General features: G+C 56.5%; 11 protein-coding genes. 1 reads left to right on the top strand and 10 read right to left on the bottom strand.

From position 1 onward, the window contains the following. Positions 1 to 51: 51 nt before the first annotated feature. From ACR809_RS18415 to ACR809_RS18400, 4 genes are read right to left on the bottom strand one after another with little or no spacing between them, the layout of a single operon-like run. On the bottom strand, positions 52 to 1,551 hold the full coding sequence (locus tag ACR809_RS18415) for an FGGY family carbohydrate kinase (RefSeq protein WP_122051482.1): 1,500 nt from the start codon (positions 1,549 to 1,551) through the stop codon (positions 52 to 54). Between the two features lie 14 nt (positions 1,552 to 1,565). Continuing rightward, entirely contained in the window at positions 1,566 to 2,984 is a 1,419-nt protein-coding gene (locus ACR809_RS18410; protein WP_023287353.1) for an L-fucose/L-arabinose isomerase family protein, read from the bottom strand. A gap of 34 nt (positions 2,985 to 3,018) precedes the next feature. Beyond that, a complete protein-coding gene (locus tag ACR809_RS18405) occupies positions 3,019 to 3,969 on the bottom strand; it encodes a transketolase family protein (RefSeq protein ID WP_122051481.1) in 951 nt (316 codons plus the stop codon). Further along, the gene (locus ACR809_RS18400; protein ID WP_004178953.1) at positions 3,962 to 4,792 is read right to left on the bottom strand and encodes a transketolase; all 831 of its coding nucleotides are present in this window, start codon (positions 4,790 to 4,792) and stop codon (positions 3,962 to 3,964) included. Before ACR809_RS18400 ends, ACR809_RS18405 begins: the two co-directional genes overlap by 8 nt. Before the next feature lie 311 nt (positions 4,793 to 5,103). Between ACR809_RS18400 and ACR809_RS18395 the strand changes: the two genes are divergently transcribed. After that, complete coding sequence (locus tag ACR809_RS18395) at positions 5,104 to 6,054, top strand: sugar-binding transcriptional regulator (protein ID WP_004178954.1); 951 nt, start codon at positions 5,104 to 5,106, stop codon at positions 6,052 to 6,054. Here ACR809_RS18395 and ACR809_RS18390 read toward each other — a convergent pair. The 6 genes from ACR809_RS18390 to entD form a co-directional block, all read right to left on the bottom strand. Next, entirely contained in the window at positions 6,044 to 7,015 is a 972-nt protein-coding gene (locus ACR809_RS18390) for an Rpn family recombination-promoting nuclease/putative transposase (RefSeq protein ID WP_122051480.1), read from the bottom strand. The genes ACR809_RS18395 and ACR809_RS18390 overlap by 11 nt on opposite strands. A 155-nt stretch (positions 7,016 to 7,170) precedes the next feature. Then, on the bottom strand, positions 7,171 to 8,259 hold the full coding sequence (locus tag ACR809_RS18385) for an ABC transporter permease (RefSeq protein ID WP_004885708.1): 1,089 nt from the start codon (positions 8,257 to 8,259) through the stop codon (positions 7,171 to 7,173). A gap of 1 nt (position 8,260) precedes the next feature. Continuing rightward, positions 8,261 to 9,787 (bottom strand): sugar ABC transporter ATP-binding protein, encoded by a 1,527-nt coding sequence (locus tag ACR809_RS18380; RefSeq protein ID WP_025368360.1) that lies wholly within the window; start codon positions 9,785 to 9,787, stop codon positions 8,261 to 8,263. After that, positions 9,787 to 10,395, bottom strand: a complete 609-nt coding sequence (locus ACR809_RS18375; protein WP_032419240.1) for a DUF2291 family protein — start codon at positions 10,393 to 10,395, stop codon at positions 9,787 to 9,789. The genes ACR809_RS18380 and ACR809_RS18375 overlap by 1 nt, the downstream gene beginning before the upstream one ends. Positions 10,396 to 10,405: 10 nt before the next feature. After that, the gene (locus ACR809_RS18370; RefSeq protein WP_004178959.1) at positions 10,406 to 11,347 is read right to left on the bottom strand and encodes a D-ribose ABC transporter substrate-binding protein; all 942 of its coding nucleotides are present in this window, start codon (positions 11,345 to 11,347) and stop codon (positions 10,406 to 10,408) included. A 117-nt stretch (positions 11,348 to 11,464) separates the two neighbouring features. Continuing rightward, the gene (gene entD, locus ACR809_RS18365; protein WP_122051479.1) at positions 11,465 to 12,124 is read right to left on the bottom strand and encodes an enterobactin synthase subunit EntD; all 660 of its coding nucleotides are present in this window, start codon (positions 12,122 to 12,124) and stop codon (positions 11,465 to 11,467) included. Positions 12,125 to 12,159 lie beyond the last annotated feature (35 nt).

Here is a 12,159-nt window from a genome sequence, read left to right as displayed (position 1 = left end):
GGGCGTTGGATTGCAGCCGGACGAAGACGTTATCGCCCGGCTGGGTTGCGCTCAGCGTCTTGCCAGCGTCACCGCGTGTTGCCAGGACTGCCATCGCTGCACAAGCCGATGATGCCGGAGCAGGTCTGGTGCATAAGTGATGTGTTCTGGTAAAAAGGGCTGAAGCTCTGCCACCGTCAGCTTGTGCAACGCTTTACGCGCCAGCAGTGCCGCGCCGGTCGCCGACAGCTCGGCCACATCGCTGCGCATCACCGGACAACCTAGCAGGTCGGCCTGGTACTGCATTAACCAGTCGTTTTTGGTGGGTCCCCCATCCACCAGCAGCGTGTTGAGCGTAAAGCCATGATGGGCACGCATCGCAGTGATTACATCGGCAATCTGGTAGGTAATTGACTCTAGCGCGGCACGAATGAGATGGGCCCGCTTCACGCCCCGGCTTAATCCATGGATCAAACCGCGGGCCTTATCGTCCCACCAGGGTGCGCCCATGCCGGTGAGCGCCGGCACAAAAAAGACGCCTAAGGTGGAATCTACCGAACGAGGCAGAGCATTCAGCGCCTGGGCCAGTTCGGCGGGAGAGCGTTCGCTCAATCCGGTACTGTCGGCCATCCACGCCACCGCATCGCCGGTATGGGGAATGTTCCCCTCGAGTGCGTAGACCAGCTTTTCTCCGTCGTGCCAGGCCACCGTGGTGGCGAGATTGCTGACGTGAAACGCCACCGAATCGACGGGCGCCATCACCGAGGTCCCTGTACCGTAAGTGGCTTTAACACAACCGGTGGCGCCCAGACCGTGGGCGAAAAGGGCGGCATGCGAATCGCCAATCATCGCCATTACCGGGATCCCATCAGGGAGGGTGGCTAAACCAGCGGTGTAACCAAACAGTCCACTTGAAGGTTTTATCACCGGGAGTGCTGCACGCGGAATGCCAAACAGGGCGAGCATATCGGTATCCCAGTCCGCTGTTTGCAAATTCATGAGCTGTGTACGAGACGCGTTGGCGTAATCACAACAAAAATGCTGGCCTTGCGTCAGGTGCCAGAGTAGCCAGCTATCCACCGTACCGAGGCAAATCTCGCCATCTTTCGCTCGGTTCAGACCATCCGGAGTGTGGTCCAGCAGCCAGCGCATTTTCGAGGCGGAAAAGAGCGGGGCGACTGGCAGGCCGGTTACCGCCTTGATCTGCGGCTCATGACCTTGTTCACGCAGCATGTGGCAAAATGCGGCAGTACGTGAACATTGCCAGCTCAGGGCAGGCGCTATGGCCTCGCCCGTTTCCCGATACCAGCCCACGACGGTTTCGCGCTGGTTGCTGATCGCCAGGGCCGCCACACGCTCCTCGCCAACGGCGGCCACTGTGCGAGAAATCACCTCCAGCGACGCGGCAAGCAGAAGCTCCGCTGACTGTTCAACCCATCCTTCCTGCGGCGTAGCGATCTCAAGCGCGCGGGAAAATTGCGCGATTACCCGCCCGTGGCTGTCGAAGGCAACGGCTTTGGCATTGGTTGTGCCCTCATCGAGGGCAATAATAATATCCTTGTTTACCGACATAGCGGCCTCCGGCCTTACTGGTGGAGATAGGTCGACACGCCCAGGTAGCGCGTAAATGCCTCGTGCAAAATTGCGGCACTGGCAGAATGGTTCATCGCGACATGGTGCTCAAAGCCGTTGCGGCAGATCCACGACAGCAGATTTTCCAGGTGGGGAACCTGAATGACCGCCCGACAGCCTACCGTATCGAGGGGATCGTCAACTGACTGACCTTCTCCGACGTAGGCCTTGATTTCGCCAGTCAGGTCGTCGGTGCTGAGGCGAAAATAGGTCAGCGCGCCGCTTTTCATGCGACCGTGCACGGCACCGCAGGTGTTTTCTTTGCCGACGGTGGTGCCGATAATATCGGCCGTTCCCATGTGCGGCGACTCAAGGCTGGCCGAGGCAAAGTTCCCACAATGGAACAGCACACATTTATCACGATCGTCGCCGAAGTTATTGTTCCAGTCTGCGATCGAGGCGGGGCTCAGGTTGCTGCTGGCGAGCGCGTACATGGAGAGCGCGCCCATGACATCGACCTCACAGGCGCTTGGCATCAGTTGTCCGGACATCACGCTCATGATGGAGCAGACGTTAATCCCCAGATTTTCCTGCAGCGAGGTCCAGCACTGAATTGCGGTGGTGTCGATGTCGTTGGCAACAATCCACTCGCTCAGGACCACAAACAGTTTCGCCATGGTGATCAGTTTATCTGCCGGAATACCGCTGGCGTCGGCATTATCGATCAGCAGGCGGCGCTTCTCATCGACACGAATATCGTCATCACGCAGGGCTTTAATCCGGGTAAATACCTCTGATAGATCTAACGTTTCCACTGCGATGCCTAAACGTTCGAGCAGTTTTTCACTGTAGCGAACGGTGTTAAAGCCCGCTGGACGGGCGCCAATCGCGCCAACGCGCACGCCGCGCATACTGTTCACCACGCGACATATCTGCGTGAAGCGCCGGAGATCCTGCTCAAACACCTCGCCGCTAAGCGCGCAAACGTGCTGGGTGGTCAGCGTAAACGGGATACCGTACTGGCGCAGGTTGTTGCAAAGGGAAATTTTGCCGCAAAAGCTATCGCGGCGAGTCGACAACCCCATTTTATCCAGATTATCCTCTTCGGCCTGAATAAGCACCGGGACGTTGAGACCGGAGAGGCGCAACGTTTCGGCGATGGCTTTTTCATCACCAAAGTTGGGTAACAGCACCACGACACCGTGAATGTTGTCGCGGTGGGTGCGGAACAGCTCGGCGCAAATTTTGGCATCCTGCCGGGTTTCCACGCCACCCAGTTCCGTCTGGGATGGATCAAGCATAATAGTGTTAATCCCAAGGCGGCTAAACAGCGCTACCGCCTGTTCGCGCGCTTCGGCGACCAGGTAGCTGGGGAAAAATCCCCGGTTGCCAATAATGACGCCCATGGTGAGTTGTTGAGGAATACGGGACATTGCGTTCTCTCCAGTAAGATGTTCTTGTTATTTTTCAGCATGCTTTTTTTGTGAGCAGCTTGCGGGCGTGCTTCACCACCCCGGCGGCATCAATTTCATGGCGCGCGCGCGTGGCGGCGCGATCGGCGGCAATGGCGTATTGCCCGTCAGGGATACCTAAGCGCCGCAACGGGATAGCGCACCCGGCCTCGGCCAGCACTTCCGCCACCAGGCTCCCGACGCCGCCGTTGACGTTGTGTTCTTCCACCGTGATTGCGGCCGGACAGGACTGGATTGCCGCCAGTAGCGCCTGGGTATCACAAGGACGAATAGATGGGACACTGATAACGGTGGCGTCAATACCTTCTGCAGCGAGTTGTGCGGCGGCTTCCACAATTTCATGTACCGTTGAGCCCATGGCAACCAGCGCAATATCGCGCCCCAGACGCAGCACATCAATGTTGCCCGGAATAAACCGGTAATGTTCATCATGCAGTTCCGGCAGCGCTTTACCGTCGAGGCGGATATACACTGGCCCGACGTGGGCAAGGGCATAATCAATAATCTGCCGGCACTCGCCGGGACTGGACGGTGCGTAAATTTCAATATTGCCAAAACCGCGCAGAATGGCGATATCGTCAATACTGTGGTGGGTGCTGGCCAGTGGACCGTAGCTGGCGCCCGCGTTCAGCCCGAACAGTTTGACGTTGGTGTTGTTGTAGCAAACGTCGACCTTAATCTGTTCATTAGCACGTGAAATAAGGAATGGCGCCGCGTTGCAGGTCACGGCCACTTTACCCCCCAGCGCCAGGCCGGCGGCAGTGCCAACCAGCGTCTGCTCGGCGATGCCGACGTTGACCAGCCGGCCAGGGAATCTTTTGATAAACGGGGCAATTTTCGCCGTTGAGGTGGAGTCGGCCACCACCGGCACCAGATCCACGCCGCGGTCTACAGCATCAATAAAGGCATTCACCATCACCGTGGCGAGATGTTCGCTATTACTCATCTTTCAGTTCCTCCAGCGCCAGTTCAATTTCTTCTCCTTTCGGTACCCGGTGATGCCATTCGGGGCGTCCCTGAATAAAGGAAATACCTGCGCCTTTGGTGGTATTGGCAATCACGACGTGTGGTTTCCCGTTCGGCTGCAAGCGCTCAAGCGTGGCGACCACCTCCGCCATATCGTTGCCGTTGCACTGTGTGACCTCCATGCCGAAAGCGCGCCATTTTTCATCCAGCGGATCGGTATTCATGATCTCTTTGGTCGCACCGGCCAGCTGCAGATTATTTTTGTCGTTGATAATAATAAGGTTATCCAGTTGGTAGTGGGCGGCGACCAGCGCGGCCTCCCAGTTGCTGCCCTCCGCCAGTTCGCCATCGCCGGTGACGACAAATACGCGACGCGGGTTGTTATCGCGTTTCGCTGCCAGCGCAATGCCTACCGCCACGGGCAGACCATGGCCCAGCGCACCGGTATTGAGCTCAATACCTGGCGTTTTGTGCTTTACCGGGTGTCCTGGCAGAGCCGAGTCGGCGTGTTGATAGGTTGCCAGCCAGTCAACGGGAATAAAGCCTGCTTCGGCCAGCACGCAGTAGTAACCACCGACAGCGTGCCCCTTCGACTGAATATAGATATCGCGGTCGTCACTCTCTTTTCGCGCAGGGGAGCAGTTAAGGATACGAAAATAGAGGGCGGTCAGAAGTTCGACTTGTGACAGATCGGCACCGGTGTGGCCGCCTGCCGGGCTTTCCGCATTTAAGACGATGATGCGGCGGCGGATGGCGCGTGCTTTTTGTTCTAACTCCTTAACGGAGAGTGAAAACGGATTCATAAAACACCTCTTGAAAGTAAATTCTTGTGTGAATAAATATTCCAGCAGGGTAAAGAAACACTTCCCATCCTGACTACCTTTTATCGTCGACAAAACAAGGTATTAATAAGTGATTGAATATATATTCACTACTGATTTATTATTCACATTGGTAAGATATGCCCTGTGACGGGGTTTGTCCACGATTTGTACGGCCTATTTTCTAAAAAAGGAGAAAACGATCACATTTGGATCGTCGGGAAAAGGGCGCTGCGCTTGTTATCTATTCAATGATGCATAAAAATAACGAGCAGAAAACAGAGGGGAATGCCATGTCGAAGCAGGATGAACAGCGGTTGCTGGTGAAGATCGCCACGCTTTACTACAGCGAGAATAAAAAGCAGTCCGAGATCGCCTCGCTGCTGCATCTGTCCCAGTCTTTTGTTTCACGGGCGCTTACCCGCTGTCAGAAAGAGGGGCTGGTGAAAATTACCGTGGTCCAGCCGACAAACATTTTTGTCGATCTGGAAAAGGCGATTGAGGAGCGTTTTGGCATTCGACAGGCGATAGTCGTGGATGTGGGCGAGAACGCCAGTTACAGTCAGGTAAAGCATGCCATCGGCAGCGCAGCGGCGCACTATGTCGAAACGCGGCTGCGGCCGGAAGACCTCGTGGGGATCTCGTCCTGGAGCAGTACGATCCGCTGCATGGTGGATGAGATGCATCCGCAGAACATTCGCGCCGCCGGGGTGATACAGCTGTTGGGCGGCGTCGGTCCCAACGGCAACGTGCAGGCTACCATCTTAACCCAGCAGCTGGCGGCGCATTTAGGCTGCCCGGCTTGGCTGTTGCCGTCGCAGAGTATTGAGCACTCCGTGGAGGAGCGCAGCCGTCTTGTAAACAGTCCGGACGTCGCGGCGGTGGTGGCGAAATTTGCCGAAGTGGATGTGGCCATCGTCGGTATTGGTGAACTGGAGCCTTCGCAGCTGCTGAAAAATTCCGGTAACTATTATAATGAAACCATGCTCCAGCTGCTGGCGGCGCGCGGCGCGGTGGGGGATATCTGCCTGCATTACTATAATGCGGCGGGCAAACCGGTACTGAGCCAGGATGAGGATCCGGTGATCGGTATGGAGCTTGATCAAATTCGTCGTTGTCCGCAGGTGATTGCGCTGGCTGGCGGCGTGGACAAAGAGAACGCCATCCGCGGCGCGTTGCAGGGCGACTATATTGATGTCCTGATCACCGACTTCCCGACCGCGCGCGCGTTAATTAAGGGTTAAGCGGGGGTGAAGACTGGCGTGCCTGGCGCGCCAGCGTCGCCAGTTCGTCCGCGCTGAGGCGAGTCATCCGCAACACGGTTTCAGTGTCCATACCGTTCTCTAACATCATCAGCGCGATGCGGCAGGCTTCGCGATGCTCACCCGCTTGTAAACCTTCGTTCAAGCCTTCCTGTAACCAGCGTTGTTTTCCCTCTTCGCGACCTTTCTCCTTCAGGTACTCGGCAATCGTCATCAGGGTATCCTCATATTGCGGCAGACGTTCGACCAGCTGGTCGATAAAGTTTTCCGGGTCGGCGCTATTGCCATGCAGCGACATATAGGTAAATAACGTTTTGAACTGCTGGTGGTCAGTGTATCCCATCAGCACCACCTCCACCAACTGCTGGAGGATATGGCTGAGATCGCGTTGACGGATGTGTTTCTGGACCAGTTCCAGAAGCGCGATCCGCCGATGCTGTAATATGGCGTCGTCGGGAATATCGGTCACATCGACGAGCGGAAAGGCCCCGAGATAAAGCTGTTTTGCCGGTGAGTCAGGTGGGAACTCGTCCAGCCAGCACAGTGAAAAGGGATAGGGAGAAATGCTGCCATGATAAAACAGCATGGGAATTACCAGCGGCAGCGCTTTATGGCCGCGATCAAGATGCTGTTGCATGGCCGCGAGGGCATAGCGCAGGAGTCTGAACGCCATATGGCTGTCCGGGGTGCTCTGATGCTCAATGACGACATAGATATAGCCTTCTCCCTTGCTGGTATGCAGAGAGTAGAGAATATCGGAATAGCTGGCGCGCAGGTTGTCCTCAACAAAGCTCCCGGATTCCAGGTGCAGAGTGCTTAAGTCGCACAGTTGCCGCAGCGCGGGCGGCAGATGAATATCCAGAAAATCGCGTGCGGTTTCGCTGTCGCGCAGAAAGCGCTTAAACAGACTGTCGTGCGGGGTCGAGTGAGGACGTTTTTTCATGGCTTCCTTGCCTGGCAGAGCAGAATGGCGGGATGCTACCACTGCTTGCCGTCGGGCAGGATTTTTCGATGAGATTTTGCGAAGCGCCTCGGAGAAAGGCGCATCGTGAGTCAGGCCCGCTCCCCCTGTGGCCTGAGCCACAGGAGGTCTTGCGGTTACTTATTCTCCATGACCGCTTTCTGGGCGACCACCGCCGCCTTCTGCTGCATCCGGTTTTGCATCTGATCGATAATGACCGCCACAATAATCACGATCCCTTTGATGACCATCTGCCAGAACTCGCTTACCCCCATCATCACCAGCCCGTCGGCGAGAAAACCGATGACAAACGCACCAATCAGCGTACCCAGAATGGTTCCCCGGCCGCCGGCCAGCGATGTTCCGCCCAGTACGACGGCGGCGATAGCATTCATCTCAAAAGCGGTACCGTTAGCCGGATGGCTGGCCAGCAGCTGTGCGGAGACCACGATCCCGGCTATGGCGGCGCAAAAGCCGGACAGCGTGTAGACCAGCACTTTAATTTGCTTCACTTTCACGCCGGATAGCTCGGCGGCACGCTCATTGTCACCGATCGCATAAACATGGCGGCCAAAAGGCAAACGCCGGGCGATATAGGCGATGATCAGCGCCAGGAGGATCATCAGCCAGATGGCCCACGGGATGCCAAAGAGCGCACCTGCGCCAATTTCATCGAAACCCGTGTTGCCCAGCTGCGGATTGCCCGCGAGCCCGGGGAAGGTTTGGCCATCAGAGGTCAGCATCGCGGCTCCGCGGAGCACATACATAGTACCGAGGGTGCAGATAAACGGCGCCACATTGTAGCGGGTAATGATCCAGCCATTAACGGCGCCAATCAGCGCGCCTATCAGCAGCACCAGGGGCACAATGACCCACACGCTTGGAAAAATGGCGATACCGAACATCGGCAAGACGATCCCTTTGGTGATAAGCCAGCCGGCTATCATTCCGCAGAGACCGAGCGTAGCGCCAATCGAAAGGTCGATACCGGCAGTGATAATGACAAAGGTGATCCCCAACGCCAGAAAGGCGTTAATCGCAATGTGTTTAATCATAATCACCATGCTGCCAGCGGATAAAAAACCGGGCACGGTCATCGTGAAGAAGCCGACAATCAGGAACAGCGCGATAAAGGTGCGCAGTTTTAATAACAACAGCAGGATATTTTCACGGGAGAGAGAGGCTCCGCCGCGCGGCGCCAGTGCGACCGATTGTGTCATTTTCATCTTAGAACCCCTGAGCGCTTGCTGAAACCAGCGCCGACTCTTCGGCCTGGTCACGAACGATATCGGCGGTCAGTTTGCCGCCTGACATCACCAGGATACGGTCAGAGACCGCCATGATTTCTTTTAAATCGGAGGTGGAGAACACCACCGCCATTCCCTGCTGCGACAATTGCACCATCATGCGAAACACATCCCCCTTGGCGCCGATGTCGATTCCGCGCGTAGGCTCGTCAAGAAACAGCACCTTCGGATTGGTTAACAGCGAACGGCCAATAACCACCTTTTGCTGATTGCCGCCGCTGAGCGCCTGGATCTCGACTCCTGGTGATGAGACCTTGATGGATAGATTGCCAATTGTGCTGGCGACGACGGCCTCTTCCTCTTTATTGGCAATGGTTACCCCGCGCTGAAGACGACGCCACAGGCTGGCAATGGTCAGATTGCTGGCGACTGAAGAGATCGGAAAAATCCCGGTCCGCTTACGATCTTCCGGCACCAGACTCATGCCCATGCGGATGCGTTCGGCCGTGGTTAACCGCTGGGGAACCGGTTTGCTGTCCAGCCAGATCTTGCCAAAGTAGTGGCGCGCTGTCCCCAGCAGACATTCAAACAGCTCGGTTCGTCCGGCGCCCATTAGACCGTAGATCCCAATAATTTCACCGGCATGTGCTTTAAAACTGACGTTATCCACCACCGTATTGCCCGCGGCATTCACGCAGGTCAGGTTCTCCACTTCCAGCAGTGGGGCACCGAAGCGGCGATTCGGGGGAAGAAAATGACTTACCGGATCGCTTCCAAGCATTTCACGGACGATCCATGGCACATCAATTTCACTCACCCTGGCCTCCGCCTGGAATTTGCCGTCACGCAGAATGGTAATGACGTCGCCGATGGCCATCAGCTCTTCCAGACGGTGTGAGATGTAGATGATGGACACCCCCTGACGCGTCAGCTCGCGGATGACCCGAAACAGGATATCCACCTCGGTTTTGCTTAAGGCGGATGTAGGCTCATCAAGGATCAGAATGTCCGCATTTTCCGCCAGCGCTTTGGCTATCTCAACCAACTGCTGCTGACCGACCTTCAGGTTACCCACCAGCTCCCGCGGCGAGATCGGCTGATCGAGTCGCTGCAACAGCTCCGCGGCTTGTCGTTCCTGCTCTGCTTCGTTAATTGGCGTAAGCCCGCGCTGTAGCTCGCGACCAAGAAAGATATTTTCCGCGACGCTAAGATTTTCAAACAGGTTCAGCTCCTGATGGACCATACCAATGCCGTGGGCGGCGGCCTCGCGGGTGCTGGAGAAATGGACTATGTTGCCGTTGAGTTCCATTTCGCCCAGGCTCGGCTGTTGCACACCGGCGAGAATTTTCATGAGCGTTGATTTACCCGCGCCATTTTCGCCGATGATCACGTTAACTTTGCCACGCCAGACGTTGTAGTCGACGTTATCCAGGGCCACCGTGCCGGGGAACAGCATGGAAATACCACGGGTGCGTAAAATGATTTCCTCTGCGGGTGAACTGGCCATCAGCGCGCCTCCTGTTTTAGCTCAAGAGCGGCCGCATCCTGCAGGCTGCCGTTAACCACCGTGACCGCAAAGAGAATATCGACAGGCTTGCCTGTCCAGCTCGCGTCCACTGTCGGCAACGATTTTATTGCCTCCCGGTTGTAGGCGCGTGAAAGCTGCGCAAACTGCACCTGGTTGGTAAAGTCTTCAAATTTAAAACCGCTGGCATCGCGAATGGCGTTGCCTCTCATGACAGGACCCAACTGCACGACCAACGGCTGGCCCAGTAGCGTAAGAGTGAGCTTTTGCTCGCGTGGGTTGCTGACGTCAGTCCCGGTCACCTCGCTGTTCAGGCGGACAAAGACGCTCTGTGGCGTAGCGCCAGACGCCTGGCGCACTTTTTCCAGCGCAGTCGCGTCCAGCGCATGTTGGTTCGCTGCGTCAATCACTCGAGATTGCCAGGTTTGTTGCGCGATCTGCTGCGGGGTGAGATGGTCGAAGCTGGGTTTCGCGTTCGGGTCGGCAGGCAGCACTGGCTTGCCATTCTCATCTAAGTCCACCACCGTGCAGGCCGTCAGCAACAGGGCGGCGCAGCCCATCAGCACGGCGCCCCATTGTTTTAACCGCATCATTTCCGCCTTACTCGCTGAGGTTGAACATGTTGAGTTTTTTCGCATTGCCACTATCGATGAGGATGCAGTCCATCAACTGCTTCTCTTCTTTCTGGGCTTTCCCGTTCTTCAGGAAAAAGTCCGCCTGTTCCACGGCCATTTGCGCCTGCTTCCAGCCGGGCTGGAGAACCGTGGCCTTAATGTTGCCCTGCTTGAGTATCGAGTCGCGCGTGTAGTCGCTGCCGTCGAAGCCGACAACAATCACGTCGTTTTTACCCGCGGCTTTCAGCGCCGCTTCCGCCCCCAGCGCCATGGTATCGTTGCCGGAAATCACGCCGACGATATCCGGATTCGTCTGCAGAATGGCTTCCATACGGGTAAAGGCCTCCGTCTGGCTCCAGTTCGCCGTCTGCTGGGCGACCATTTTCATTTCCGGATAGTCGTCCAGCACATCGTGATAACCCTGCGAGCGGACGCTGGCGTTAGTGTCTGACTGACGACCTAATAGTTCGACATACTTGCCTTTACCGTTGAGGAGACTGGCAAACTTTTCTGCGCCAAGCTGGGCGCCCTGATAGTTGTTAGAGACGATCTGCGCCACGGCGACGCCGGTTTTATTGATCTCCCTGTCGATTAAAAATGCCGGCACACCTGCCGCTTTTGCTTTTTCCAGCGGGCCGACGGTAGCATCCGCGCCAGCATTATCAAGGATGATGGCTTTGGCTTTCCGCGCAATAGCCGTTTCAATCAGTTGGTTTTGTTTGTTGACGTCGTCGTCGTGAGAGGCGACCAGGGTGCTGTAACCCAGTTCTTTTGCTTTCGCCGCTGCGCCGTCAGCCTCGGCTTTAAAGAAAGGATTATCATGTGAAGGGGTAATGATTGCGATCAGGCCATTATCGGCGGCGAAAAGTGAGCCAGATGCGGCCATCATGGAGGCAAACAGAACAGACTTTATCAGGGTAGTTTTCATTATTATCTCCGCATTGAATATATATTCAATAATGATTTATTATTCAATGTAACCATAAAGCGGCCAGTCAGAACTGTCTACGGTTTGCACAGGTAATTTCTTAAAAAGCGAAAAGGATCACGCTTCGCGAGTCGGGCAGGTACAGGTAATAACGAGATCGTCTTTTATCAGATGATTGATTTGAAGGGGGAAATCAGCAAGTTGCAGGGAGAAGCTGGCGGTAAAACGTAAATGGATCTGCTGCGTAGTGAGTGCCACAATCCGGGCGCTGTGGAAGCCGGGCAGGCCGGAAGCGTGTGAGGACCAGGCCTTAAACCCACTCTCTTTTGCCGAAAACGCCAGCGTCAGCGCCAGCGGGAAGGGCAGGCCGCTGCGCAGCAGCGCTGTTTTTTCCGCCGGACCGATAATGCTGCTCTCCAGTTCCGCCGCCAGCTGGGGGGTAAACCGGCGCTCGATATCGACGCCCACCGGCCGATCGGCGATCACCGCCAGCGCGCGCTGGCCGCAATGACTTATGCTGCCGAACCAGGGCGTGGGCCACAGCGGCTGGCGCTGGTCGCCGATGGCGGGAAGCCGTTTCTCCCCCACCTCGCGCAGGGCGTATGCCGCGGCGATGCGTCCGGCCAGGTGCTCCGCCTGCCGCTTGCGGCCCCACCCGGTCAGGCTGGCGTGATAGGGCAGCCAGAACAGATCTTCAGGCTGGAAAGTCGCCGGGTCGAAGTCGATCTGCTGGATGGTATAGCCGGCCAGAGGCAAAACGGTGCGATGGTGGCGCATAGGATAAGGTTACCGCGGTTGCCCCCGCCCTTTGT

This window comes from Klebsiella sp. CD33 (genome assembly GCF_051992865.1).
In the GTDB taxonomy this organism is placed as follows: domain Bacteria; phylum Pseudomonadota; class Gammaproteobacteria; order Enterobacterales; family Enterobacteriaceae; genus Klebsiella; species Klebsiella pneumoniae.
This window is presented reverse-complemented; position numbering and strand designations above follow the sequence as displayed.

Bases quoted from the DNA above. Each gene is read 5' to 3' on its own strand.
- ACR809_RS18415 (WP_122051482.1), bottom strand. From the start codon at position 1,551: ATGTCGGTAAACAAGGATATTATTATTGCCCTCGATGAGGGCACAACC.
- ACR809_RS18410 (WP_023287353.1), bottom strand. From the start codon at position 2,984: ATGTCCCGTATTCCTCAACAACTCACCATGGGCGTCATTATTGGCAAC.
- ACR809_RS18405 (WP_122051481.1), bottom strand. From the start codon at position 3,969: ATGAGTAATAGCGAACATCTCGCCACGGTGATGGTGAATGCCTTTATT.
- ACR809_RS18400 (WP_004178953.1), bottom strand. From the start codon at position 4,792: ATGAATCCGTTTTCACTCTCCGTTAAGGAGTTAGAACAAAAAGCACGC.
- ACR809_RS18395 (WP_004178954.1), top strand. From the start codon at position 5,104: ATGTCGAAGCAGGATGAACAGCGGTTGCTGGTGAAGATCGCCACGCTT.
- ACR809_RS18390 (WP_122051480.1), bottom strand. From the start codon at position 7,015: ATGAAAAAACGTCCTCACTCGACCCCGCACGACAGTCTGTTTAAGCGC.
- ACR809_RS18385 (WP_004885708.1), bottom strand. From the start codon at position 8,259: ATGAAAATGACACAATCGGTCGCACTGGCGCCGCGCGGCGGAGCCTCT.
- ACR809_RS18380 (WP_025368360.1), bottom strand. From the start codon at position 9,787: ATGGCCAGTTCACCCGCAGAGGAAATCATTTTACGCACCCGTGGTATT.
- ACR809_RS18375 (WP_032419240.1), bottom strand. From the start codon at position 10,395: ATGCGGTTAAAACAATGGGGCGCCGTGCTGATGGGCTGCGCCGCCCTG.
- ACR809_RS18370 (WP_004178959.1), bottom strand. From the start codon at position 11,347: ATGAAAACTACCCTGATAAAGTCTGTTCTGTTTGCCTCCATGATGGCC.
- entD (WP_122051479.1), bottom strand. From the start codon at position 12,124: ATGCGCCACCATCGCACCGTTTTGCCTCTGGCCGGCTATACCATCCAG.